The sequence below is a fragment of the Paenibacillus hubeiensis genome, assembly GCF_032334105.1.
Classification (GTDB): Bacteria; Bacillota; Bacilli; order Paenibacillales; family Paenibacillaceae; genus Paenibacillus; species Paenibacillus hubeiensis.
The window spans coordinates 639,730-663,978 of record NZ_JAVYAE020000001.1; the positions used below are offsets into that span (position 1 = coordinate 639,730).

The following is a 24,249-nucleotide window of genomic DNA, read 5'->3' on the forward strand; positions in this document are numbered from 1 at the left end:
AAAACGCCTGACTTACATTTTTTTGCGAATCCAGCGGCTGAACGCGAAGAAGAACACCCGGGTCATCGGGCTCTTCTTCATCAAACGCTTGGATACGGCGCGAACTTCCTGCTGTTCGCTGACTTTGGGATCAGACAGGTAAATGGCCAGCAGTCCCTCGATAATCATTCGGTGGAACGAATTCCCCGGAATGTTCCGCACATCGCTGCGTGCCATCTCCACGATAAAAGCAATGCGGTCCAGCATGGTCTCAACATGATCGTAATAATTGCAAAAGTTGAGATCTCCGCCCACACGGTCCTCATCCTGGTCGATCAAATAATCAAGCAAGATGTGCAGTGCGCACACATGCGGGAAGTAGGCTCTATGAATCAAAGCAGCCTGCTCTTCCGTCAGGTGCCCGTCGCTTGCAGCCAAGAATAGCATGAAAACGCCCAGCGTGGAACCGGTCGCGGCAGCAAATTCGTTCCAGCGCAGCTGAGGCGTGCGGTGACGATGCTTCGACCACCATTCAAGCAGCGCCGTTTCTCTCAGCTCGGGTTTGATGTGCTTATATACCTGCAGGTCCGTGTATAGACCTGCCAGATCCTGAATTTGAGGTTTGGCGGCCTCGTAGCCGGGCAACTGGCGCGTCAGCTCCTGACACCGCGTCACCAAGGAATGAAGGTATCCTCCGTCATCCTGCTCCTCGCGAAGCGCGTAATAGTTGACAGGCGAAGCCTCCGGGTTAACCGCATCAAGCATCGATTGATGAAGCAGGCGAAAATCGCCGGGATCCATCGACGTGCTGCGATCACATAGATTGTCCAAATAATCACTAATGGTTTGATAAGAAACGATAAGCGGGATCAGAATGTGCCTCTGGTTCATGTCGGGCAAGGCATATACCGTGCCCCCTTCGCAGTGAAACTGCTTGTCCCTGAGGCTGGCCAAGGCTTGATTGCGCAGCTCCTCGTTCGGAATGCGCTCCGCCGCTGCTCTCCAACCGTCCAGTTCCTTCCGGGTTTCCGGAATGGTGTTCCTGTACACCTTCCTCATCAAATCGAGCGGTCCCCGCGGATATTGATGGCGGCTTTGATTGAATTGGCTCAAATTAAATGTGCCTCCACTTGATTGAATACGTAATAAAGCGATTTTAAACCACTACTATTATAATATGATCCCCCTAATTGTACAAATGATCTGCCCTGCCGGCACGGCAAAAAATCGCATCCACTGCATAAGCTTTGTGGTATACTAACTTTATTTCATCCATAAAAGGAGTCGTTGACATGACGTCAGGTGAACCGCTCTCATGGAGACGGTTATTTGCTTTTTTCGTGCCGCTCGGCATTTCCGCCTCTCTCGTCACCATTTCTCACGTAATCATTAACAGCACGCTGGCGCGCTCGGCGCACCCGGAAACGGTCATTGCCAGTTATGCAATCGCCGGAAGCCTGCTGACCTTAACCGAGCGCCCTTCCACTTTATTGCGGCAAACCTGCTCTGCGCTGGTTCGTGACCGCCTTTCTTTTCAGGCGCTCGCTTTCGTCACGAAAATATTTTTGGCCTGCGTGCTTCTGATCGGTTTTGCGATCGTGTATTCCCCCGTAGGAACGCTCGTGTTCAAATACTTGTTCGGCGTTAGTCCCGACCTCTTGACCAAAGTCATCGATGTATACGAGATCCTGATGTATGTCAGCATATTTTCGGTCATCCGTAACATCTATCAAGGCATCATCATTACGAATAACCGCACGAAATGGCTAACGTTCGGCATGTTGTTCCGGCTTGCCGGCATGTATGGACTTTCCCTCTATTTCATCTATACGGATACCATTAACAGCGGTCGTGTAGGCGCTATCATTTTTGCGGTCGGCATGATTATTGAGGCGTTGGTTAGTTTTGTCGAAGGAAACAGCATCAAACGGAACATGCCTGCCAAATTGGAAGATCATCCGGTAGAAACGAAGGGGCAAGTATTTCGCTTTTACAAACCTTTGCTCCTGTCCAGCTTCGTCGCACTGTTCATCGGCCCGGTCATTAACATCGCGCTTGGCAAAACGACGGGCATCGCACTGGCGATCTCCTCCTTTGCGGTAGCAAGCAGCCTGATGCAGCTCATGCTGAGCTTCTTTACTTATATTCACCAGATCGTGCTGAACTTCTATGAGGTCAATGCCACGCTCGTCAAAAAGTTCGCGCTCGTCACGGGCTTCGTTCCGTTTGCGATGACGACGTCTATCGCCTATACGCCGCTAGGCCCATGGGTTTTGGAACATATCATGAGCGTGGAAGGCAATCTGCTGGAACAGAGCTTATGGACCCTGCGCGCCTTTGTGCTGTTTCCGCTGATCTCCCCGTTCCTGGATTTCAGCAACGGCCTCATTTTGCTGCGCGGGCAGACCAAAACGATGTTCCGATCCCAGGCCGCCAATGCAATATGCACTATGATTGTTCTGCTTATCCTGATTAACCTGTTTCCGTCCTGGAACGGCATGATCGGCGCCATCGCGCAATCCCTGGGTCTGTTTGCCGAACTGGTCATCGTGTGGCTGGTCATCCGGCGCACGCAGCAGGAGCCTACGATGAGATCGGCAGGCAGGGGCGGAAAATCCTCCGCCCTTTAGGAACAACGGATTTCAACTACGAGATTGGAGTATGTCAACCATGAATTCAAGTCCTCTCGCCCGTCCGGATCAAAACTGGCTGCGGGCACTCATGTTCACCATTTTCGGGTCCACCGTGCTCGTTGTGTCCTATTTCCAGCTGTTTTTCAGCCATCTGGGCTTCAGCCGGGCCGAAATTGGCTACCTGTATGGAATCGGTCCGCTCATCTCCGTGTTTTCCAACATGTTTTGGAGCATGGCCAGCGACCGATACCAAACGGTGCGGAAAGTGATGATCATTTTGCTGGCCGGGCAGTTGATCATGGGTGTGCTGCTTGCCAATGCAACAACGTTTGGCGAAGTGTTCGTCCTGGTCACCCTTTTTTATTTTTTCTATTATCCGGTCTACCCCCTGGCTGATACGATGGCGATCACCACGGCCAGCAAATACGGCAAAAACTTTACGTCCATTCGGGTTTTTGGTTCGATCGGGTATGCCTTCTTTGCATTGGCCATCGGATATTTTCTCGGCTCCTTCGGACCGGGTTGGACGATGTGGATATGCATTGCCATCGTGACAACCACGCTGCTTATCGGATTCAAGCTTCAGGATCAGCCTGTGGCGAGCAGCAGCAAGATGGAGCTTTCCGGGCTATGGTCGATTCTGAAGAGCCGGGAGGTATTGCTTTTTTTCGGCTGTACCTTCCTGCTTGCCCTGGGCCACCGAATGAACGAAGCCTTTCTGACGATCACGCTTAAGGAACTCGGAGCGAACGAAGGGGTCATCGGCTGGTCCCTGCTCATTGGGTCCGTAAGCGAAATTCCCGTGTTTTTGCTGCTCAGCAAGTACGGCAACCGCTATAAAGAGCTGCCCTTGCTTGCTCTTGCCGCACTTATGTACACGATCCGGCTGTTCTTGATGTCCATGGCCGATACGCCCGCTACCGTCATCATGGTTCAGTTTCTGCACAGCTTGACCTTCGGCGTTTTCTATGTGACCGCTGTCCGCTACATTACTCGGCTCGTTCCCGACAATTACCGGGCGACCGGCATGGCCCTGTTCACGATTGTATGGTCCAGCGCATCAGGACTGCTCAGCGGCACATTGGGCGGATTGCTTCTGGAACATGCCGGCAGGGAAACGTTTTATTTGACGGCGATGGCTTTTGCATTCGCCGCCCTGATCGGATTCGCGCTCCAACTGTTCTTCCACATGCTCCGCCGCACGTAATCGGGTGGGGCTTGGTTGAACCGAACCAAAAAAAGCACAGCCACCCATAAGGGAGACTGTGCTTGATTGCTAATGTTCAGCTATCGGTCAATCATTTATAAGAGATCCGCCGGGCGGATAGATCTTACAATTTAATTACGTTAGCTGCTTGAGGACCACGGCTTCCTTCAGTGATTTCGAATTCAACCGCTTGACCTTCCTCCAAAGTTTTGAAACCGTCGCCTTGAATTGCGGAGAAATGTACGAATACGTCCTCGCCGCCTTCAACGGAAATAAAGCCATAGCCTTTTTCTGCGTTAAACCATTTAACTGTACCTTTCAAATGAACAACCTCCTAAAAATATCACCATCTGTGGTGAATACCATCATTATACTGTATGACCATGCACATTGCAATTTATCTTTTCCAAAGAATGCGAAAAAATTTGCTTTGCATCTAAGGGTACGGTATCATTTTACCAAAACCGTAAGTTTGGAGACGACCTATGATCAAAAAACATGAAATATACAAAACCGACAAGTGGAACATGATGACCGTTGAAGTGCAGGGCAAATATTTGGTGCTGCGCGAAATTTCCGACCAGTGGGGCGAGGAATGCCATACGTTTCTGAGCCGTCCTGCCTTGATGCAGTGGGCCGAACGCCGCTTCCCGAAAGAAGATTTCGAAAACCGCGAGGAAGAATGGCAGCGTCTGATGGCCGCCTTCAAAGAGGTTTGATATGCAGCTTGATTCAAGCAATGCGTTCATCTTCATTATTCTGGCCTTCTCCCTCGGGATCGTACTGATCCTGGGGCGGGAGTCCATCCCGGCCAAGCTGAAACGAGGCATGGCCCTCATAGCCACCCTCATGATCGGCTTCGCCTTTTTTCTGATCGTTTACTTCTTGTTCAACATGGGCGCTTGACGCTCCCAAATATTTCAGCGACCCTCCGGCCATACTATTCGGGTATTTTACCGACGAGGAGGAAACCGCTTGAAATGGCGAAACACGTTGCTCGTTCTGATGGCGTTCAGTCTGATCCCTTCGCCTCTCCCCGCACAAGCGAACGTGGCAAGGACAGACCGGCCCATACATACATCCCTTCCATTATCCCAACAAAGGAGGATTCCCATGAGTCAAATATTGAAACGTTCCGAGGTGCCGGCTGAGCATACATGGAAACTGGAGGACTTGTTTGCAGACCAAAAGGCTTGGGATCAGGAATATGAGGAAGTACTTGCTTTAATCAAAAAAGCCTCCGAATTCCAGGGAAAGCTGAACAAACCCGAATCGCTGAAGGCAAGCTTTGAGCTCGAAGACGAAGTCAGCCTGAAGCTGGAGCGCTTGTTTGTCTATGCACGCATGCATCAGGATGAAGACACCGCCAACCCTACATACCAGAGTCTCTCCCAGAAAGCTCAGAAACTGAGCGTCAAGGTCGGCGAAGCGCTTTCGTTCGTAACGCCTGAAATTTTGTCCCTGCCGGACGAACAGCTTGATGCCTTCATTGCCAACGACGATCTCAAACCCTACCGATTTACGTTACAGGAAATGAAACGCGAAAAGGCACATGTTCTCACCCAGGCCGAGGAAGCTTTGCTGGCCCAGGTGGGGAACCTCTCGCAGGCTCCGTCAACCATTTTCAGCATGTTGAACAACGCCGACTTAAAGTTCCCGAAAGTGAAGGACGAAAACGGCAAGGAAGTCGAACTCACTCACGGCAGCTATATCCAATTGCTTGAGAATCCGAACCGCGAGGTCCGGGAACGTGCCTTCAAAGCCGTTTACGAAACGTACGCCAAACAAAAGAATACGATCGCCGCAGCCTTAAATGCCAACGTAACCAAAAACATGTTCTACGCCAATGTGCGAAAGTACCCTTCCGTGCTGGAAATGTCCCTATATGGCGACAACATCCCGAAAGAAGTGTATACCAATCTTGTGGACACCATCCACGAAAGCCTGCCGCTGCTGCATCGGTACATGGAATTGCGCAAAAAACTGCTTAAGGTCGACGAACTGCACATGTACGATCTGTTCGCCCCGCTCGTGGACGAATACAAAATGGACATCACCTATGATGAAGCGAAGAAAATCGTGAAAGAAGGCCTAAAGCCGCTGGGCGAGGATTATGCCTCCGTCCTGCAATCCGGATACGACGATCGCTGGATCGACGTGTACGAAAACGAAAACAAACGGTCGGGAGCTTATGCTTGGGGCGCTTATGGCACGCACCCTTATGTATTGCTCAACCACAAGGACAATTTGAACAGCATGTTCACGTTGGCGCATGAAATGGGCCACGCGCTGCATTCGTATTATTCGGACAACGCGCTGCCTTACCGTGATGCGCAGTACACCATTTTCTTGGCCGAAGTCGCTTCCACGACCAACGAAGCGCTGCTGATGGATTACTTGCTCAAAAAATCGACAGATCCGAAAGAAAAGCTGTATTTGCTTACTTATTATGCGGACCAATTCCGCACCACCGTATTCCGTCAAACCATGTTTGCGGAATTCGAGAAAATCATTCATGAACGTGCCGAGCAGGGCGAGGCTCTTACGCCGCAATTGCTGTCGGAAATTTATTATGACCTTAACGTCAAATATCACGGAAACGGCATGGTCGTTGATAAAGATATCGAGATGGAATGGGCTCGCATTCCCCATTTCTACAACAGCTTTTACGTTTATAAATACGCAACAGGATTCTCTGCGGCAACCAGCTTTTCCAAGCAAATTCTTGAGGAAGGCCAACCTGCGGTAGATCGTTATCTCGGATTCCTGAAAAGCGGCGGCAGCGACTTCTCCATCAACATCCTTAAAAAGGCAGGCGTGGATATGTCCTCGCCGCAGCCGATTCGCGAAGCCATGAGCGTTTTCAAGGAACTGATCGAGCAGATGGAACAGCTCACCAAGTAAGGCGGACCCCTGTTTGAACGGTTTGAAACGGTTCATCCCTTGCCCTTGTCGGGCAGGGGATTTTATCATCGGATCAGACTGCAAACGTTCAGGACCCAGGAAAGAATTAAAATGCTGCATAGCCTTTCCTTCAGGAGAAGGATGGTCCTATCAAGGAGGCAACATCATGAAAATGCAATGGTCCCTCATTGCAGGTCTCGTTTTTGCATTATTAACCGGCATTTTTGCGGTGATTAACGTCAACGCCGTGAAGGTCAACCTGCTGTTCAACACGTTCCAGATTCCGTTGATTCTGCTCATTCTCGGCTGCACGCTGATCGGCGGCGTTATCGTGGGATCTTACGGCATTTACCGCCAATACCGGCTTCAGCGCGAAAACAAACAATTGAAGCTGCGTATTACCGAACTAGAACAATCTGCGGCGAGCCCATTCTCGCCTGATTCGTTTGCTTCCGCGGAACCATCTCAAACAGCTGCTCCGATCGGAACGGAGGAGCCAGATTCCTTGCATAAAAAGGAGTAGGGATTTAGAGCGGAACAATACATGGTAGCACTCGAAGCAGCCTGCCGGGTACTTGGTGATGCACTGCATTTCCGCCTGCCAGGCTGTGTTTCTGTTTTTTAAATTGTGAGTTTCAATGAAGGAGGACAAATGACCCATGCATCATACCATCGATGAATCATACGTATTGAATTTTTTAAAAACGTTATTGGACACTCCTAGTCCCAGCGGTTATACCCATCATATTATCGATATGATCTGCAAGGAAGCCCAATCTCTAGGCATTGAATCCAAACTGAACAACAAAGGCGGCGCCATTCTGCGTTTGCCCGGGCAAGACAACAGCAAAACGATCGGCCTCAGCGCACACGTCGATACGTTGGGTGCCATGGTCCGCTCCATTACGTCCTACGGCACGCTCAAACTGACTTCGGTTGGCGGATTTACCATGCACAGCATCGAAAACGAATATTGCACGATCCATGCCCGTGACGGCAGAACGTATACAGGCACTATCCTTACGCTGCATCCTTCGGTCCATGTCTACCCTGACGCCCGCACGTTCGAGCGCAAGGAAAGCCATATGGAAGTACGCATCGACGAACTCGTGAACAACAAAGAGGACGTTCTCGCGCTCGGAATCGGCGTCGGGGATTTTATTTCCTTTGATGCCCGGGCCGTTATTACGCCAAGTGGTTACATCAAATCGAGACACCTGGATGACAAAGCCAGCGTAGCTGCACTGTTCGGCTTGTTGGAATCTTCCAAACGCGAGGGTTGGAAGCCGGCGCATGACGTTCTTTTGCTCATTTCGAACTATGAGGAAGTCGGTCATGGCGCCGCGCACATCCCAGCGGAGATCAGTGAAATGATCGCCGTTGATATGGGCGCCATGGGGGATGATCTGAGCTGCAAAGAAACCGACGTTTCGATCTGTGCCAAAGATTCTTCCGGGCCTTACGATTATGCCATGACAAGCCGTCTGATTGAATTGGCCAAAAAAGGCGGCCTGGATCATGCCGTCGACATTTATCCGGATTACGGTTCGGACGCCAGCGCAGCGCTCCGCGGCGGCAACAATATCCGCGCCGCACTCATCGGTCCAGGCGTTCATGCTTCCCATTCCATGGAGCGTACGCACAAAAATGCGGTACTGAACACGGCAAGGCTGCTAACGGCATATATCACAACCCCTTAAGCCCCATAATATCGCGACGATATACACCGCAAAAAAGGATGCCTACGGACTTTTCTTATTCCGTTGCGGCATCCTTTGCTTTTGGAAAAATAAATCGACACCACGCTGCGCATTCTCCCCCACGCACTCCTCATATCAAATGTTTCAAATCAAGTCCTATAGGTCGGAATAGATCCAGGGAAAAGGTACAAAATTTCTGCTGAGCGCCTTACTAGCGGACAATGCAAAAACACCTTCCTGCTCAGTGCGACAGCAAAGCCGCGCTTGATCAGAAAGGTGTTCATATCGGTTTATGCCCCGAACAGATGGCATCCTTGCTTCAAATTCGTGTCCGTGGTTACGATTTGCTCTGCTCGATCTGTTCTGCAAGTTCGTTCAGATAGGTCCAGCGTTCCATCAATTGCTCCAAATGCCGTTCGGCTTCCGCCTGCTCGGCCATCAATTCCTGCAAACGGGCGGAATCGCTAAAAGCTTCTTCCATGGCCGTATTGATCCGCGCGATGTTGGCTTCCGCCTTTTCGATATGATCATCGATCTGTTCATATTCGCGCTGCTCCTTAAAGCTGAACTTCAGCTTCGGCTTGGAAGCGGAAGCAGGCTTGACGTCAGCCGTTTCAGCTTGTGCCTTGGCACTGCCTGCGGCATTTTCCAATCCCGCCGGGGCCGGGGCATTACGGGCCATCCATTCCGCGTATTCGCTGTAATCGCCCACATGCACCCGCACTACGCCCGCACCTTCGAAGGACAACACTTTGTCTATGGTCCGATCCAGGAAATACCGATCATGGGATACGACAAATACGACGCCCGGGAAATCGTCCAGGTAATCCTCAAGCACGGCCAATGTCTGAATATCCAAATCATTGGTCGGCTCATCCAGCAGCAGTACGTTCGGCGCACCCATCAGCACGCGCAGCAAGTAGAGCCGCCGCTTCTCCCCGCCCGACAGGCGCGAAATCGGCGTCCACTGCGAGGCAGGAGGGAACAGGAAACGCTCCAGCATTTGCGAGGCGGTGATAACCGAACCATCGGCTGTTTTCACGTTCTCGGCCGCCTCCTTGATGTATTCAATCACGCGCAGGGATTCATTCATCTCCTGATGCTCCTGCGTGAAATAACCCAAGTTCACGGTTGGTCCGAGGACCACTTCGCCTTCATCCGGCTCCAGCTTGCCGGAAATCATCTGCAGCAAGGTAGACTTGCCGCTGCCGTTGGGGCCAATAATGCCCACCCGGTCGCCGGGAACGGCAATGTAATTCAGGTCGCTGATCAGCTTGCGATCTCCGACCGATTTGGAGAGATGCTCGATCTCCAGAATTTTTTTGCCCAACCGCGTGGAACCGACGGACACATCCATTGCCCCCGAACGCTGGATGCCCTGCTGGTCTTTCAATTGTTCGAAACGGTCGATCCGCGCCTTCTGTTTGGTCGTACGTGCCTTGGCACCCCGCCGAATCCATGCCAGCTCCGTGCGGAGCAGGTTTTGCCGTTTCTGCTCGGAAGCAACCTCACGCTCCTCGCGTTCAGCCTTCAGTTCCAAAAAACGGGTGTAGTTCGCCTCATAGCGATACAAACGGCCATGGTCCAATTCCAGCATCACGTTCGCTACCCGGTCCAGGAAATAGCGATCATGCGTAATCATAAGCAGCGCGCCGCGCCGTTTCTGCAAATATTGTTCCAGCCATACCACCGAATCGTTATCGATATGGTTCGTCGGCTCGTCCAGAATCAGCAGTTCGCAAGGATGAATAAGCGCTGAGGCCAATGCCACCCTTTTGCGCTGTCCACCGGACAAGGTCCCCATGCGTGCATCAAACTGCCGGATGCCCAATTTGGACAAAATGCTTTTGGCTTCGCTCTCCAACTGCCAGATCTGGAGCTGTTCCATCTGCTGGTTCAGTCGCAGCAGTCTTTCCTGCAAAGCCGTGTCGGAAGGATGAAGCTCCAGCAGCTCCATCGTTTCCGTGTAATCGCGCACGGTCTTCATCTCCGGGCTGTCACCCTCAAATACTTGCTGCAGCACCGTATTATCCGGGTTGAAGTCGGGATTTTGTGCCAAAAACTGAATGCGCACGTCATTGCCGATCGCGATCTGCCCTTCGTCGGGTTGTTCAATCCCGGCAATGACGCGCAAAAACGTAGATTTCCCCGTCCCGTTTACGCCGACAATGCCGATTTTGTCCTGGTCGTTCAAGCCGAATGAGGCATCCTTAAACAATATTTTTTCGCCATAGCTCTTGGAGATTTGCTCCACAGTCATTATATTCATGCTCGTTACCCACTTCTCCGTAAATTAGTTGATGGTGTCCCCGCTCCACTCATGCTTGCAAAAAAGAACGGCACCCATCCAGGAATAATGCTGCCGCAAACGCAATCCGTCTGTTCAGATCCTCTTCGCCGAACTCGGGATTCAGCATGATATCCATTTTCAGGCGGTCAAGGATGCCGATATAAGCTTCTGCCAGCAATACAGGGTCCGGCACGCCTGCCCGCTCCAGCACCTCGCGTACCACGCCCATGTACTCGCGCATGAACCCTTTCATGAACTGCATCAGATCCGGATCATTGTTCGGGGCCATAAAAAACAGCTTGGTATGATTGCGGCGCTCATAATAATACGTCAAATGTGTTTCGGCAATGGCCCCAAGCTTGTCGCCCGTGCTTTCATGAGCTTCCAGCGCTCGGCCCAGACGGCTGATGAATTCATTGCAGTCCCTTTTCGATACGGCCACAAATAATTGCTCTTTGCTTTTGAAATATAAATAAATCGTGCCTTTGGCGATCCCCGCCTCGTCCGCGATATCGGACATCTTGGTTTCGTAAAATCCCTTCGATCCAAATATCGTGTATGCCGCATCCAAAATGGCTTCCGATTTGTCTCCCTGCACGCTGCTCAAAATGCAACTCCCCCTATAGCGCAAAAATGTTCCCTAATCCAATGGCCACGCCTGCACCGACAAGGGAACTGATTACGTTCACCAGATCGTTGCTCATCCATGACCAGCCTCGCGCTCGCACCGTATCATGCCCGCAATGCGTTCCAACCTCCACGTCGCGCCCACATACGGTGCAGCGATACATACGCTGCACGGTTGCTCCCAGATAGGAATCGGCAAAAGCCCCCGCAAGCCCGCCGACCAGTCCCGTACATATCCAGCCCAACACATGAGCATGTTCCATGCCGGCCATCCAGCCAAAGAAGGAGGCTCCCGCGCCGATCATGGCCCCGCCTGCAGCAGCAGCAGTGGTGCCAAGCATCGATACACCTCCGGAAGCTCCGGGTGTCAGCACCTTCCATGTCAGCACGGAACGAGGAGGCTTGCGGCTTAAACTACCCAGTTCAGTCGCCCAGGTATCGGAGGTAACGGTCGCCATGACACCGATGAACGCATACAACCAAGCCGGATGCGGATACAGCCAGTATGCAAGGCAAAGAATCATGCCGATGCCGCCATTGGCCATGACTTGTCCCGCGTCACGATTTCCCGTTTTGGCGTACGATTTCTCCAGCTCCTGCTTGCGATCCTTTCGGTACTTCGAAAGCACCGTGGAAGTGATGAAAAACAGCAGCAGCGTACCAAACCAAAACAAGTTCCCCGCGCCGTAATAGATGGTTCCCATCATGACAGCCGCAAGCGCTCCCGACAGGGTAAGCGATTTTTTGGCATAGGCGGCGCCCGCTACAATAAAGGCGCACACGGCGCCGATGATCCAGTCCATATGTTCTCCTGTACGTCAGCATGCGTTAAATGCAACGGACGCTCTCCCATTTTAAAAGTTGATCAACAGTACACTGATTATAACACGGTTTCCCGTGATGCCGAAATGTTGATGAAATGCCGCAAAACCAAAAGGAGCGCCTTCGCGCTCCTTGCAGCTTTGTTCCCGTTATAGACAGATCACATGTTGGTGTCCTCTACTTCAATGCGATGGAACACTTGCCCACCGTTTGGCCATTCCAGCCCAATTCCAGCACGTCTCCTGCCGTCGTTGGTCCCACCCCTTCAGGTGTTCCGGTGAAGATCACATCACCAGCTCCCAGGCCATAATGATGGCCAACATAATCCACGATGTCCTGCAAGCTGAAAATCATGTTGCGGATGTTGCCGCGCTGCACCGTTTCCCCATTTTTGGTCAGCGTAAAGTCGCTTTCCAGCAAGTCTTTCACCCCAGGAAAAGGCTGAAAATCGGTAATCGGCGCCGAATTGTGGAACCCTTTGGCCGCCGTCCAAGGATGGCCTTTTTGTTTAATCTTGGACTGTACGTCCCGAAGCGTGAAATCAATGCCAAAAGCATAAGCATCGACAAGCTCATCTACCTTGACTCCCGGCTCGTGGCTGCTTCCGATGCGGATGACCAGCTCGGCCTCATAATGGATTTCACCTTTTCCGGCCGGCAGTTCAATGACCCCTTCAGTCATGGGGATGACCGCGTGGGAAGGTTTCATGAAAATCATCGGTTCGTCAGGAACGGCATTGCCCAGTTCTTCGGCATGAAGTTTATAATTGCGTCCTACACAGTATACGTTGCGAATATTTGTCAGCATGAATACAACCACCTTTGTCGGATTCGTTATGCAAAGCTTTGCCTTTAACGTTTGATAAACCGGTCATGCGAATCACGGAAAGCTACCTGCCACGCGTGCACATCATTCGTGCAGATCATCACTTCCGGATCGACCGCCGCGAGCTGCTGCATGACGGCCGGATCGTCCACCGTCCAAGCCATGACTTGGATGCCTCTGCTCCGCAAATCGTTCATCATGCTGCGATTGACATGGGAGTGTCCAATAGACAGAAAACTGCACTTCATTTCCTGCAAACGCTCGGGAAGATCGGCTGGATAGGCATCAATGATCAACCCGGTCCTAATCCCGGGGTCGATCTCCTTCGCTTTGATCAAAGCCGTCGGTTCGAAGGAGGTCAAAACAACGTCGTTCTGCATATGACGCTTCTTCACCTCTCGAATGACCGCTTCCGGCAAATCGGGGTACATGTTCCCTACCGTCTTCAATTCGATATTGAGCCGTACTTTGCCGCAGCAGCGATCCAGCACTTCCGCCAAAGTCGGTATGCGCTCCCCTGCGTATTGTTTGCTTTTCCATGATCCGGCATCAAGCGATGCCATAGTGGAACGATCTGTCTCCCGGACCAAACCTTCGCCATTTGTCGTACGTTCCAACGAAAAATCATGAATGACGACGGGAACACCATCGCGCGACATTTGAACATCCAGCTCGATCCATTGCACTTGCGGCTGCTCCATGGCCAGCAAAAAGGCCGCCATCGTGTTTTCGGGCGCTACCGAGGAGTATCCGCGGTGCGCGACACATATGTTTTTCACTAGGTTTCCCCCTAAAATGATAGTCATTTCGTCACAGCTGCTCCGTTTGGTTCAAAACGGATGCCAGGAGAAAGCGTGGTCATCTGTTCCAGAAGCAACCGTGCAGCGTCGGCTTCCATCGGAATGGCTTGCCCCAGCCCTGCTTCATAAGGCACCACTTTCATGCTGCATTTGGCATCCGCGCTGCAGCGCGCCTGGAAGACAGCCGTTTTCCAGGTCTCCTCCGTGGTCGATCTTGAAAAAATGAAATTGCCTGTACTGTAAGCGATCCATTTGCCCTTGTACAGCTCGACGCCTTGCAGTACATGAGGGTGTCCCCCGATGATCAGATCCGCGCCAGCGTCAACGAATTCATGAGCCAGTCTCGTCTGGTCACTGTTGGGGGTGCTTACACGTTCCTCTCCCCAATGGGCGACCACAATGACCAAATCGGCATGCTTGCGGGCCTCCTTGATTGCATTTACAGCCGCGGCCGAGCTGTAAGCTTCTGCAACGCCAGCCCGGTTTCCTTCGGCTTTCCAACTCGTTTCCGGAACGACCCTGCTGAAACCAAGCAGGGCAATCTTCATTCCTTTGCGTTCCATGTATACAGGAGCATACGCCTCGTCCTGATTCATGCCCGCGCCGACATGTTCGATGCCATACTCCTTGAGATAGGTGAGCGTATCCACCAAACCTTCCACGCCCTGATCCAAAATGTGATTGTTGGCCAGGTTTACGGCGTCAAATCCAGCAGCGACCATTGCGGCAAGCGCTTTGGGTGAAGATTTGTACACAAAGGTTTTGTTGGCAGCCCCGGTTCCGCCAAGCGTAACAGGGGTTTCCAAATTGCCGATGGTCAGGTCGTCTTCCTTAAACATGCCTCCAAGTTGAGCAAAGGCATAGTCATAGCCGTTTTTATCGAGGACTTCCGCTACCTTGCCCGAAAATTGCATATCTCCGACAATATTAATAATGACATCACCGGAGGTACCCGAAGGCTGAGGCGCAACAACGCTGCTACCCGAAGACTTATCGTTGTCCTGAGCAGCCGAAGTGTTGGATGACGCAGGCTTCTCTGGCTTTTCCGGCTGTTTCGCAGGTTGGTCTGTCTTGCCGGCCTCGGAAGTTCCGGATGCATTCGCAGGCTCTGAACCTTGCTTCCCTCCACTTGCAGCAGGGGATTCCTGATGGTCAGGCTGAGGCGTTTGGTCAGGCTCTTCATCCAACGTTCCGCCAGTTACCGGTTTTGCATCTGATTCACCAGCAGGTTGGTTCTCCTCGGTATTGTCGCGATCCGCCGGAACCTCACTTACAATCTCATCTTGCGGGTTTGTGCTTGCCTGCTGCTCCTTCATCCCGAGAATATAGTAGAGCGAGACCAGGATGATACAGACAAAAAGCAGCAGATTAATGCTCCAGACTACCTTTTGCGGGCTTATGCGCTTTCGCTTTTTCTTCCTTGCACCTCGTTCGGATCTTGGGGGATACATAGACCACCTCTTCTATTCCATTTCAACCCAATCGCTATCATTATATAAGAAAAATAACTATCGATGCACTCTCTAAGTAGACAGACCGCCTTTAGCAGAAATTTTTCTTGCGATTATGGCCTTCAACTTCGCTCACACCCGCGAAATTCCATAATCTAAAGAAAAATAACTATCGATGCACTCTCTAAGTAGACAGACCGCCTGAAAAAAAAGAGGCCGTCTCCACGTATCCATTTCAACGTTCGAGACAGCCCCATGATGAATGTTACAACGCCGCAAGCGCGGCTGCAGCCTGCATGGACATTTCCTTCGCCTGTTTGATGCAATCCGGCAAACCAACGCCTTCATACGCAGCCCCGGCAACATAAACGCCCGGCAATTTGTCGCCGAGTTCCTGCCGAAGCGCCGTAATATGCTGCAGATGCCCGACCGGATACTGCGGCATCGATTTGCGAAGCCGCGTAATTTCTGTGAAGAGCGGAACGGCATCAACCCCCATCGTCTCATGTAAATCCTTGAGCACGAGGTCAGTCAGCACGTCATCCGGAAGCTCCACGTTCTGTTCGTCCCCGGAACGGCCGACATAGCAGCGAAGCAGCACTTTGTCATCCGGACTTGTATGCAGCCACTTCGTCGAAGTCCACGTGCATGCCGTGATGTTGCGCCCTTCCTTGCGCGGCACGAGAAATCCCGAGCCGTCGAAGACGTGCTCCACGTCCTTTTTCTGGAATGCGAGCACCACATTGGCCACGGACACATAATTGATGGCATCGAGCGCGGAGGTATCCACATGCGGTTTCAACAGCGGCGCTGCCGCAAAAGCCGGCACGGTGACAATGATATCTTCGGCAGCCAGCGACTCCCCGTTATCCAGATGGACCCGGTATCTTGCCTCTCCCTCGTCGTGCTTCTCAAAAGATTGCACTCCGGTGTTCAGCAGCTGCTTCACGTCATGCAGATCATGAACAAGCGCGTGAACAAGGCTTTGCAGCCCCTGACGAAACGTAAGAAACGCACTTCTTTTCGTTCCCGTATGGGTCTCTGCCGGCTTGCGTCCGGTCATCATGCCGCGAATCAGGCTGCCGTAATCCCGCTCCACCGCGCCGAATTGCGGAAAGGTGGCCTGAAGGCTCAGCTTGCGCATATCCCCGGCATAAATGCCGGCCAAGAGCGGTTCGGTCAGGTTCTCCAGCACCTCCGGCCCAAGCCTGCGCTCGATCATGTACCCGAGCGACTCATCCTCTGACGATCGACGCGGCGGGATGAAGAAATCCATCAATGCGCGCAGCTTGCCTTGTGGAGACACCAACCCGCTTCGCAGAAACGGCGCCAGTTCCGTAGGTATGCCAAGCACCAGTCCCGCAGGCATCGGATGCAGCTTGCCGCGCTGCATAATGTAGGTTTTTTTGGATTCCGGATTTTGGCTGACCAGTTCATGGTCGATTTCCAGTTCCTTGGCCAGATCGACCATAGCCGTTTTGCGGGCCAAGAAGGAATCCGGGCCTTTCTCGATCACGAAACCGTCACGATGAAGCGTCTGAATCATACCGCCCATGGACGAGCTTTTTTCCACAAGCGTAATTTGGGCCTCTACCCCTGCTTCCCGGTAATGTTTCCGGATGTAAAATGCCGCGCTGAGGCCGGTCAACCCGCCGCCGATGACTACGACACGCCGTTTCTTATCAACCATTACGCATCTGTTCCTTGCTGCCATCGGCCTATAATTACATCGCTGAGCGTTTCCATGTACAGAGGATCACTGTTCAGCGAATCAATGCGCATCAAACGTATGTCGATTTCCTTGGCGATCGTTTTGGCTTCAATATCCAGATCATAGAGCACTTCCAAATGATCGGACACGAATCCGACGGGTGCCACCAGGACGTCCTCCACCTGCTCGCGCGCCAGATTCTGAAGCGTGTCCAGAATGTCCGGTCCCAACCACGGCTCTGCGGTTCTTCCCGCACTCTGCCATGTGAACTGCCAATTGCTGATCCCCGTGCGGGAAGCGATCGCTTCCGATGTCTCCAGCAGCTGCTGCGGATAAGGATCGCCCATGCCGACGATCCGTTCGGGCAGACTGTGTGCGCTGAACAGGACCCGAACCTCCCCGCGTTTTGCGCCAGCTTCCTCAAACGCATCCAGCTTGGCATTGACACGGCTCGCAAAAGCCTGAATCAACTTCGGATGCAGATGATAACTTTCGACGAAAGACATCTGAATGCCGAGCTCCTCCGCCTTCTCGCGGGCACGCTTAATGTAGCTGCCCACACTCATCGTGGAATAGTGTGGAGCAAGCACGATGCCAACCGCCGTCCGGATGCCGTCCTTGGCCATCTGTTCAACGCCGTCCTCGATGAACGGGCGGGCATGCTTCAATCCCTGATAACAACGGAATTCCACCTCTGTTGTGCGCTCATCCCGGTTCAATGTTTCCTGCAGGGCTTTCACTTGGTTGTCCGTGTTTTCCCTGAGCGGGAACACACCGCCGACAATGGCCTCATACCGATCCGTCAATTCTTTCAATTGCTCCGGCTCGGGAGGACGCCCCCGGCGAATATGCGTGTAGTACGCTTCGATGCCTTCCATGCTCTCCGGTGTGCCATAAGACATCACCAGTACGCCTACTGTATTAGTCATTTGGTAACTTTCACTCCCATTCTCAATGCTTCAGCAGAATATTCGTGAATATACGCCGTCAATTCTTTCAATTTATCAAGCGAGGCTTCCGGGAACAATCCATGACCCAGATTGAAAATATAGCCCGGCTCCTTAACGCCTTCGTCGATGATTGCTTTGGCCTGCTGCTTGATGACATCCATCGGCGCGGTCAGCACGTACGGGTCAAGGTTGCCTTGCACGGCAAACTTGCCCCCCAGTCTCTTGCGTCCTTCGGAGATGGATACCCGCCAATCCAATCCAATGACGTTCGCCTGCAGTTCAAGCAGCGCGGGCAGCAATTCTCCCGAAGCAACGCCAGGGAAATAAATTTTGGGTACATTCAAATCCGACAATTCGGCAAAGATACGGGTAATGGTTGGCAGGACATAGGTCTTGAAGTCAATCGGTGAAAGCGCGCCTACCCAGCTGTCAAACAACTGGAACGCTTTGCCGCCGCTGCCGATATGGGCTCGTACATATGTAATGACCATGTCGCCCAGCTTCTGCATCAGCCGATGCCATACTTCAGGCTCGCTGTACATCAACGTTTTGGTGCGAATATATCCTTTGGACGGCCTGCCTTCGATCAGATAGCTGGCGATCGTAAACGGCGCACCCGCAAACGTAATCAAAGGAACGTCCAGCTCTTTGTCCAGAATCCGGATCGTCTCTAATATATGGGACAAATCCCCCTCCACGTCGATGGGACGAAGCCGATCCACGTCCGCAGCGCTGCGGATGGGATTATCGATGACGGGACCGATGTTTTTGACAATATCGAAATCAATGCCGATTGACGCAACCGGATTCATAATATCGGAATACAAAATAGCCGCATCCACGCCGAGTTTGCGTACCGGCATTAGGGTCACTTCAGCAGCCAGCTCGGGCTGGCGGCAAATTTCAAGCAATGAATATTTCTCTTTGATCTTGCGGTAATCGGGATCGTAACGCCCAGCCTGACGCATGTACCACACCGGAACACGGTCCACCTGCTGTCCGAAGCTCGCCCGAATCAGACGGTCATTATAGCTCATTGTTAAGATGCCTCCAACTCGTTTTGGACTCATAACTACCATTATGCCCTTTTTGAAGACCAGTAACAACCACGTCTGGATGACAATACTATGACATTCCTTACATCCCGATGCCCATATGCCAATTATGGTATAATAAAAGAATCGTGTTTTTTTAGGTGTTTCAGAAATGATCCAGAAAGGAGTGAAAAGCACTTTGAAAACCTGGAAAGTAAACCTCATCGTGCTTTGGTTCGGGCAATTTCTGGCCAACTCCGGTATGACCATGATCACCCCGTTTTTGTCCCTTTATTTGGCACAAGACCTCGGCGTGGTAGGCGAGCATGAAATCGGCATCTGGGCGGGGATCATCTTTGCGGCCAATTTCCTGACCTCCTTTTTGTTCCAGCCCCTGTGGGGCAAGCTGTCGGACAAATACGGCCGCAAAATCATGCTGCTGCGTTCGGGCTTCGGCATGGCGATCGTCATCGGCTTGATGGGACTCGCGCAAAGCCCGTGGCAGCTGCTGCTATTGCGCCTGTTGAACGGCACGATTTCGGGCTTCAATCCGGCCGCCGTATCGCTGATCTCAAGCACGACACCAAAAGACCGCATGGGCTTCGCCATGGGGATCAGCCAGTCCGGCCAGGTCGCCGGCACGATTCTCGGCCCGCTGATCGGCGGTTTGCTGGCGGACCAAGTCGGCTTCCGTCCGATCTTCTACATTACGGGCGGACTGATCTTTACGGCCTCGATGCTGGCCCTGTTTTTCGTTAGGGAGACATTCGACCGCGAAAAAGCGGCCAAGCTGCCAGAGCAATCGGTCCTGTCCGGTTTGAAAGAGCTGAACAAGTTTCCGCAGCTCCCTGCATTGTTCGCCGTAACGTTCCTGCTTCAGTTCGCCATGATCAGCCCGATGTCTCTGCTGCCGCTGTACGTGCAGAAGCTTCACGCGTCCGACGTCAACGTAGCGTTCTGGGCAGGGTTGGTCGGTGCCGTGACCGGGATGTCCAACATGGCGATGTCGCCCGTGCTCGGCAAGCTCAGCGACAAGATCGGGGCCCACAAGGTGTTGACCTTTTCACTCATCGGCACGGGCCTCATGTTGATTCCGCAGGCCTTTGTACAGACGGTATGGCAGCTCATCCTTGTACGCTTCGTCATGGGTGTGTTCATGGGCGGCCTGCTGCCAAGCGTCAATGCGCTGATCCGTTCCTATTCGCCGGAAGGCATGATCAGCCGTGCGTTCAGCTTCAATACGAGCACGCTTGCACTGGGCAACATGCTCGGCGCCGTGTTCGGCGGTTTCCTGGCCGGCTTTATCGGAATCGAAGGACTTTTCATTTTGTCGGGCGCCCTATTGTTGCTGAATATGATCTGGGTCCGATTCAAGCTGTACGGCAAACCAGCGTCCCTGCGTGATCCTTGACATGCAGCTTCCCCGGACCACGAATCCCACATGCAGCTTCTCTCCGAGCTTCCTTTACAGGAAGACTTGGAGGGGAGCTCTTTTTTTTCAAAGGAATGTCCTGCATCCGCCCGTTATATACGAAGCTACGATGACCAATAATCGGCCCAACCTCTCTGAGTTTATCGATAGACGATTTCATTTCTCGCCTATACCGATCATGACAGCACAACCTCAAGCCTATTATGGAATATTATATGACATGTACAAGATGAAAACCCAATCATTCCAACGTCGTATTTTCCCTCAAAATTTCAAATAAATATGCAATATACTCTTTCAATCTTTCAATTTAACCGCTTTCCTTATGCAATCTTTCGTTTGTCATATTTTCTAACACATAATACAATAACCCTACAATCATTACATAATACCTCACACACCATTGACCTGAAGGAGCGTGTTACTATGACAAAACGTTCAAATCTTCGCCCTTGGGCTGTATGGAGCACAGCCGCTTTGACAGCACTGACCATCTCCTTATCCCCAATCGGAACTTACGCAGCCTCTGCCGCCATCGTCGAAACGAGCGGTACGACGGCTCCCGTGCAGACGACATCGTCCACGCCGGCGCGCAACACAACCATTCCTCCTGTCACTGATGCCGCCAAACAATCCCAGCTGCCTAACGTTCTCGTCATCGGTACAGGGGGAACCATCGCCGGCCAGTCTAAGGACGAAACCAGCTTTCAAAACTACAAAGCCGGTACGCTGGCCATAGCCGATATGGTGGATTCACTGCCCGATAAACAGAAGATCGCGGATGTCAATACGCTCCAGTTCGGCAATTCCGGTTCAGGCTCCTATACCATGGCCGATCTCTATGATCTCTCGCAATCCGTAGACGAAGCGCTCAAACAATATGACGGCGTTGTCGTCACGACAGGAACGGATACCATGGAGGAAATCGCCTATTTCCTCGATTTGACGGTCCAAAGCGACAAACCGGTAGTGATCACCGGATCGATGCGGCCATGGACGGTGATTGGTTCCGATGCGCAGGCCAACTTGTACAATGCCATCAAATTGTCCGCGAGCGGTCGCACCACTTCCTTCGGCACCGTGCTCATGTTGAATGACACCATTCAACTGGCACGCGGCGTAACCAAAACGAACGACTATCGCACAGACACCTTTGAAACCCCGATGCTTGGGGCCGTCGGTTACATCGATGAAGACAACATTCGCATCTACCGCGCACCTTCGCGGGCCATGCAGCCTTCCGGGGCAGCCAAACCGGTCTTCGATCTGAGCAAAATCAAAAAATCCGACCTCGCCAAGGTCGAGATCGCGATCTCTTACCAGGAAGCCGGAGGAGAAGCCATCGAAGGCTTCGTTAAAGGCGGAGCCAAGGGCATCGTAACGTCAGGCACCGGCGCAGGCGGCATTTCAAAAGCGATGGGTCAAGCACGCACCAAAGCGATCGAAGAAGGCGTCGTTTTCGTGACGACAACCCGTACAGGCTCGGGAAGCGTATACGGGGGCAGCGACGGCATCATCGCCGGAGACAACCTTAGCCCGCAGCAGGCTCGGATCTTGCTGATGCTCTCCCTCTCGTTCAGCAGCGATTTCGATACGATCAAGAAATGGTTCGAAACCTACGGAACGCCTGAAGTATAATAAGGATACGCCGATTCCGGCCAACCCATAGACGATCTTAATGAACATGCAGCAGCCATCATACATTAAAAAAAACGTTTAAACCCGCAGAAAGACCACGCCCTCAGGAAGAACAGGCGTGGTCTTTCTTAACGATGTACCTATTTTTTCACTTCACCCAGGCCAGGGCCAAACCATCGTAATCCGGCAGCATCGTGGTCACGAGGCGCGGGTCGCTGGCCATCTGTTCGTTGAAACGGCGCACGGCAAGCACGGCCGGGCCTTGCTTGTCCGGATTCAACGTACGGCCTCGCAGGAAGCAATTGTCGCCTACGATGACCGTTCCCGGACGGGCCAACCGGATTGCGTAATCGAGATAAACCGGATAGTTTTCCTTGTCCGCATCGATGAAAACGAAATCGAACGTGCGCCCTTCCTCTTCGAGCCGCTGCAAGCTGTCTGCGGCAGGACCGATGCGATACTCCACTTTATCTCCGAAACCGCCTTCTTCCAGATGGCCTTTCGCCATCGCTGCGTAAGCTTCTTTCAATTCGAGCGAGGTCAGCTTGCCGCCTTCCCCCAAGCCGCGGGCCAGGCAGATGCCGCTATACCCTCCCAGAGCCCCGATTTCGAGAATGGCCGAAGCGCCGGATGTTTTCGCCAGGAAAGTGAGCAAACGGCCGTACGCCGGGGCAATGGACACTTCAGGCATCCCGCTCGCCCGAATGGCCTCCTTCACTTTCAACAAGAGCTCATCCTCTTGATATAATTGATTCACATATTCGTCAGGTGTCAAATTCACCGCAATATCCTCCCTCGGACACTTGGACCGCTTTCCATCTGCATGCCAATGTTCTATAATGAATGTTTGTTATTGATACAGGCGGTTAAGCTTGAATACATACCGCATTACTCATTGTAAGTTTTTTCACGGCAAGCGGCAAGGCCGCACCGTCTACTATACGGCATCGGAAAGGCATATTTCCTTCCAGCCTGAAATGGAGTTGAATATTTAGCAATGGCTCAATTGCAATTGATCGCCACCTCGGCGATGGGGCTTGAGGCGGTCGTCGCCAGGGAACTGAAAGAACTAGGATACGAGGATGTCAAGACAGAGAACGGGCGGGTCACGTTTACAGGGGATTACATCGACATTTGCCGCTGCAATCTGTGGCTGAGAAGCTCGGATCGGGTGCTCGTCAAAATGGGCGAATTCGATGCGACCACATTCGACGAATTGTTCGAAGGGACCAAGGCGCTCCCTTGGGAAGAATGGATTCCGGCAAACGGCGAATTCCCTGTCGAAGGGCGTTCCCATAAATCCCAACTGAGCAGCGTGCCCGCGGCCCAAGGGATCGTCAAAAAAGCGATCGTCGAAAAACTGAAGCTGACGCATCGCACGGAGTGGTTTCCCGAAAATGGCGCGAGATACGTGATCGAGGTATCTCTTCTCAACGATCGCGCCCTGCTTACGCTGGACACGACAGGTGCAGGGCTCCATAAACGCGGGTATCGCAAACTGGTAACGGAAGCACCGCTCAAGGAAACGCTCGCGGCCGCGCTAATCCAGCTCAGCCGTTGGAACGTGAATCGCCCGTTCTATGATCCGTGCTGCGGTTCGGGCACGATGCTCATCGAAGCGGCCATGATCGGCTGGAATATTGCGCCGGGACTGCGCCGTTCCTTCAATGCGGAACATTGGGGCGTCGTTCCGCCAGAACTGTGGGAACAGGCCCGCGAGGAAGCCTTCGATGCCGTTCAAGACGACGTGCCGCTGCAAATTGCCGGCAGCGATATCGATCCGGAAGCCATCGAAGTCGCCAAAGCAGCCGTCAAGAGCGCCGGCTTCGCCAAAGACATTCAGCTCAGCGTGATGCCTGCGCATCGCGCAAGACCACAGGGAGAATATGGCGTGTTAATGACCAATCCTCCTTATGGCGAACGTCTTGGCGACGACAAGGAAGTCGAGAAGCTCATTCGTTCTCTCGGACGCTCCGCCCTGGAAATGCCGACATGGTCCTTTTTTGCGATCACGTCCACCAAATCGTTCGAGCATTATTTCGGCCGGAAAGCGGACAAACGGCGCAAGCTGTTCAACGGACGCATTGAGACCCAATTTTACCAATATCTCGGCCCATTGCCGCCGCGCGGACCTAAACCCGAATAAAACGAGAGCATGGTTCGGTTGGCACTGCGATCAACCGCAATCGGTGCAGGTCCCTCTTAGCCGGCCCTTGCCTTCTTCAGGCAAGGGCTTTTTTCGTTTC

General features: G+C 52.5%; 22 protein-coding genes. 10 read left to right on the top strand and 12 right to left on the bottom strand.

The genetic code is table 11. The features are described from left to right. Window positions 1–12: 12 nt before the first annotated feature. Window positions 13–1,038 (bottom strand): tetraprenyl-beta-curcumene synthase family protein, encoded by a 1,026-nt coding sequence (locus RSX24_RS02920; RefSeq protein ID WP_438286768.1) that lies wholly within the window; start codon window positions 1,036–1,038, stop codon window positions 13–15. A gap of 233 nt (window positions 1,039–1,271) precedes the next feature. Between RSX24_RS02920 and RSX24_RS02925 the strand changes: the two genes are divergently transcribed. Together RSX24_RS02925 and RSX24_RS02930 are read left to right on the top strand one after the other, a co-directional pair. Beyond that, entirely contained in the window at window positions 1,272–2,609 is a 1,338-nt protein-coding gene (locus tag RSX24_RS02925; protein ID WP_236418145.1) for a multi antimicrobial extrusion protein MatE, read from the top strand. A 40-nt stretch (window positions 2,610–2,649) separates the two neighbouring features. After that, window positions 2,650–3,819 carry an MFS transporter gene (locus RSX24_RS02930; RefSeq protein ID WP_236418147.1) on the top strand — a complete coding sequence of 390 codons (1,170 nt, stop codon included), beginning with the start codon at window positions 2,650–2,652 and terminating at the stop codon, window positions 3,817–3,819. A gap of 124 nt (window positions 3,820–3,943) precedes the next feature. Here RSX24_RS02930 and RSX24_RS02935 read toward each other — a convergent pair whose 3' ends face one another. Beyond that, window positions 3,944–4,141 (bottom strand): cold shock domain-containing protein, encoded by a 198-nt coding sequence (locus RSX24_RS02935; RefSeq protein WP_236418149.1) that lies wholly within the window; start codon window positions 4,139–4,141, stop codon window positions 3,944–3,946. Between the two features lie 163 nt (window positions 4,142–4,304). On the opposite strand from RSX24_RS02935, the gene RSX24_RS02940 reads away from it, so the two are divergent. From RSX24_RS02940 to RSX24_RS02960, 5 genes are all read left to right on the top strand, one after another. Further along, a complete protein-coding gene (locus RSX24_RS02940) occupies window positions 4,305–4,538 on the top strand; it encodes a hypothetical protein (RefSeq protein WP_236418150.1) in 234 nt (77 codons plus the stop codon). 1 nt (window position 4,539) lies between these two features. Continuing rightward, window positions 4,540–4,725 (top strand): hypothetical protein, encoded by a 186-nt coding sequence (locus RSX24_RS02945; protein ID WP_236418152.1) that lies wholly within the window; start codon window positions 4,540–4,542, stop codon window positions 4,723–4,725. 207 nt (window positions 4,726–4,932) lie between these two features. Continuing rightward, window positions 4,933–6,723 (top strand): oligoendopeptidase F, encoded by a 1,791-nt coding sequence (gene pepF / locus RSX24_RS02950; protein WP_343259613.1) that lies wholly within the window; start codon window positions 4,933–4,935, stop codon window positions 6,721–6,723. A gap of 166 nt (window positions 6,724–6,889) precedes the next feature. Continuing rightward, the gene (locus RSX24_RS02955; RefSeq protein ID WP_343259614.1) at window positions 6,890–7,246 is read left to right on the top strand and encodes a LapA family protein; all 357 of its coding nucleotides are present in this window, start codon (window positions 6,890–6,892) and stop codon (window positions 7,244–7,246) included. 136 nt (window positions 7,247–7,382) lie between these two features. Beyond that, a complete protein-coding gene (locus tag RSX24_RS02960; protein ID WP_339277260.1) occupies window positions 7,383–8,423 on the top strand; it encodes a M42 family metallopeptidase in 1,041 nt (346 codons plus the stop codon). 337 nt (window positions 8,424–8,760) lie between these two features. Here RSX24_RS02960 and RSX24_RS02965 read toward each other — a convergent pair whose 3' ends face one another. The 9 genes from RSX24_RS02965 to hemE all read right to left on the bottom strand — a co-directional run bounded on the left by RSX24_RS02965 (window position 8,761) and on the right by hemE (window position 18,936). Then, window positions 8,761–10,692 carry an ABC-F family ATP-binding cassette domain-containing protein gene (locus tag RSX24_RS02965; protein WP_343259615.1) on the bottom strand — a complete coding sequence of 644 codons (1,932 nt, stop codon included), beginning with the start codon at window positions 10,690–10,692 and terminating at the stop codon, window positions 8,761–8,763. 49 nt (window positions 10,693–10,741) lie between these two features. After that, complete coding sequence (locus tag RSX24_RS02970; RefSeq protein ID WP_236418195.1) at window positions 10,742–11,320, bottom strand: TetR/AcrR family transcriptional regulator; 579 nt, start codon at window positions 11,318–11,320, stop codon at window positions 10,742–10,744. A gap of 13 nt (window positions 11,321–11,333) precedes the next feature. Beyond that, window positions 11,334–12,143 carry a DUF92 domain-containing protein gene (locus tag RSX24_RS02975; protein WP_343259616.1) on the bottom strand — a complete coding sequence of 270 codons (810 nt, stop codon included), beginning with the start codon at window positions 12,141–12,143 and terminating at the stop codon, window positions 11,334–11,336. Between the two features lie 196 nt (window positions 12,144–12,339). After that, window positions 12,340–12,969 carry a fumarylacetoacetate hydrolase family protein gene (locus RSX24_RS02980; RefSeq protein WP_343259617.1) on the bottom strand — a complete coding sequence of 210 codons (630 nt, stop codon included), beginning with the start codon at window positions 12,967–12,969 and terminating at the stop codon, window positions 12,340–12,342. 44 nt (window positions 12,970–13,013) lie between these two features. Continuing rightward, window positions 13,014–13,766 carry a glycerophosphodiester phosphodiesterase gene (locus RSX24_RS02985; RefSeq protein ID WP_339277253.1) on the bottom strand — a complete coding sequence of 251 codons (753 nt, stop codon included), beginning with the start codon at window positions 13,764–13,766 and terminating at the stop codon, window positions 13,014–13,016. Window positions 13,767–13,789: 23 nt separating this feature from the next. Continuing rightward, window positions 13,790–15,238, bottom strand: coding sequence for a CapA family protein (locus RSX24_RS02990; protein ID WP_343259618.1), 1,449 nt, complete (start codon window positions 15,236–15,238; stop codon window positions 13,790–13,792). A gap of 265 nt (window positions 15,239–15,503) precedes the next feature. Then, window positions 15,504–16,928 carry a protoporphyrinogen oxidase gene (gene hemY, locus RSX24_RS02995; RefSeq protein WP_343259619.1) on the bottom strand — a complete coding sequence of 475 codons (1,425 nt, stop codon included), beginning with the start codon at window positions 16,926–16,928 and terminating at the stop codon, window positions 15,504–15,506. Further along, window positions 16,928–17,878 (bottom strand): ferrochelatase, encoded by a 951-nt coding sequence (gene hemH, locus RSX24_RS03000; protein ID WP_236418248.1) that lies wholly within the window; start codon window positions 17,876–17,878, stop codon window positions 16,928–16,930. The genes hemY and hemH overlap by 1 nt, the downstream gene beginning before the upstream one ends. Then, window positions 17,875–18,936 (bottom strand): uroporphyrinogen decarboxylase, encoded by a 1,062-nt coding sequence (gene hemE, locus RSX24_RS03005; RefSeq protein WP_343259620.1) that lies wholly within the window; start codon window positions 18,934–18,936, stop codon window positions 17,875–17,877. The genes hemH and hemE overlap by 4 nt, the downstream gene beginning before the upstream one ends. Before the next feature lie 169 nt (window positions 18,937–19,105). On the opposite strand from hemE, the gene RSX24_RS03010 reads away from it, so the two are divergent. After that, on the top strand, window positions 19,106–20,344 hold the full coding sequence (locus RSX24_RS03010) for an MFS transporter (protein WP_343259621.1): 1,239 nt from the start codon (window positions 19,106–19,108) through the stop codon (window positions 20,342–20,344). A 447-nt stretch (window positions 20,345–20,791) separates the two neighbouring features. Continuing rightward, window positions 20,792–22,003 (top strand): asparaginase, encoded by a 1,212-nt coding sequence (locus tag RSX24_RS03015; RefSeq protein ID WP_236418267.1) that lies wholly within the window; start codon window positions 20,792–20,794, stop codon window positions 22,001–22,003. 148 nt (window positions 22,004–22,151) lie between these two features. Here the strand turns inward: RSX24_RS03015 and RSX24_RS03020 are convergent, their stop codons facing one another. After that, window positions 22,152–22,784, bottom strand: a complete 633-nt coding sequence (locus RSX24_RS03020) for an O-methyltransferase (protein ID WP_236418268.1) — start codon at window positions 22,782–22,784, stop codon at window positions 22,152–22,154. A 216-nt stretch (window positions 22,785–23,000) separates the two neighbouring features. Here RSX24_RS03020 and RSX24_RS03025 point away from each other — a divergent pair, with 216 nt between their 5' ends. Continuing rightward, window positions 23,001–24,149, top strand: a complete 1,149-nt coding sequence (locus RSX24_RS03025) for a THUMP domain-containing class I SAM-dependent RNA methyltransferase (protein ID WP_236418272.1) — start codon at window positions 23,001–23,003, stop codon at window positions 24,147–24,149. Window positions 24,150–24,249: the final 100 nt, after the last annotated feature.

Bases quoted from the DNA above. Each gene is read 5' to 3' on its own strand.
- RSX24_RS02920 (WP_438286768.1), bottom strand. From the start codon at position 1,038: ATGAGGAAGGTGTACAGGAACACCATTCCGGAAACCCGGAAGGAACTG.
- RSX24_RS02925 (WP_236418145.1), top strand. From the start codon at position 1,272: ATGACGTCAGGTGAACCGCTCTCATGGAGACGGTTATTTGCTTTTTTC.
- RSX24_RS02930 (WP_236418147.1), top strand. From the start codon at position 2,650: ATGAATTCAAGTCCTCTCGCCCGTCCGGATCAAAACTGGCTGCGGGCA.
- RSX24_RS02940 (WP_236418150.1), top strand. From the start codon at position 4,305: ATGATCAAAAAACATGAAATATACAAAACCGACAAGTGGAACATGATG.
- RSX24_RS02945 (WP_236418152.1), top strand. From the start codon at position 4,540: ATGCAGCTTGATTCAAGCAATGCGTTCATCTTCATTATTCTGGCCTTC.
- pepF (WP_343259613.1), top strand. From the start codon at position 4,933: ATGAGTCAAATATTGAAACGTTCCGAGGTGCCGGCTGAGCATACATGG.
- RSX24_RS02955 (WP_343259614.1), top strand. From the start codon at position 6,890: ATGAAAATGCAATGGTCCCTCATTGCAGGTCTCGTTTTTGCATTATTA.
- RSX24_RS02960 (WP_339277260.1), top strand. From the start codon at position 7,383: ATGCATCATACCATCGATGAATCATACGTATTGAATTTTTTAAAAACG.
- RSX24_RS02965 (WP_343259615.1), bottom strand. From the start codon at position 10,692: ATGAATATAATGACTGTGGAGCAAATCTCCAAGAGCTATGGCGAAAAA.
- RSX24_RS02975 (WP_343259616.1), bottom strand. From the start codon at position 12,143: ATGGACTGGATCATCGGCGCCGTGTGCGCCTTTATTGTAGCGGGCGCC.
- RSX24_RS02980 (WP_343259617.1), bottom strand. From the start codon at position 12,969: ATGCTGACAAATATTCGCAACGTATACTGTGTAGGACGCAATTATAAA.
- RSX24_RS02990 (WP_343259618.1), bottom strand. From the start codon at position 15,238: ATGTATCCCCCAAGATCCGAACGAGGTGCAAGGAAGAAAAAGCGAAAG.
- hemY (WP_343259619.1), bottom strand. From the start codon at position 16,928: ATGGTTGATAAGAAACGGCGTGTCGTAGTCATCGGCGGCGGGTTGACC.
- hemH (WP_236418248.1), bottom strand. From the start codon at position 17,878: ATGACTAATACAGTAGGCGTACTGGTGATGTCTTATGGCACACCGGAG.
- hemE (WP_343259620.1), bottom strand. From the start codon at position 18,936: ATGAGCTATAATGACCGTCTGATTCGGGCGAGCTTCGGACAGCAGGTG.
- RSX24_RS03010 (WP_343259621.1), top strand. From the start codon at position 19,106: ATGATCCAGAAAGGAGTGAAAAGCACTTTGAAAACCTGGAAAGTAAAC.
- RSX24_RS03015 (WP_236418267.1), top strand. From the start codon at position 20,792: ATGACAAAACGTTCAAATCTTCGCCCTTGGGCTGTATGGAGCACAGCC.
- RSX24_RS03025 (WP_236418272.1), top strand. From the start codon at position 23,001: ATGGCTCAATTGCAATTGATCGCCACCTCGGCGATGGGGCTTGAGGCG.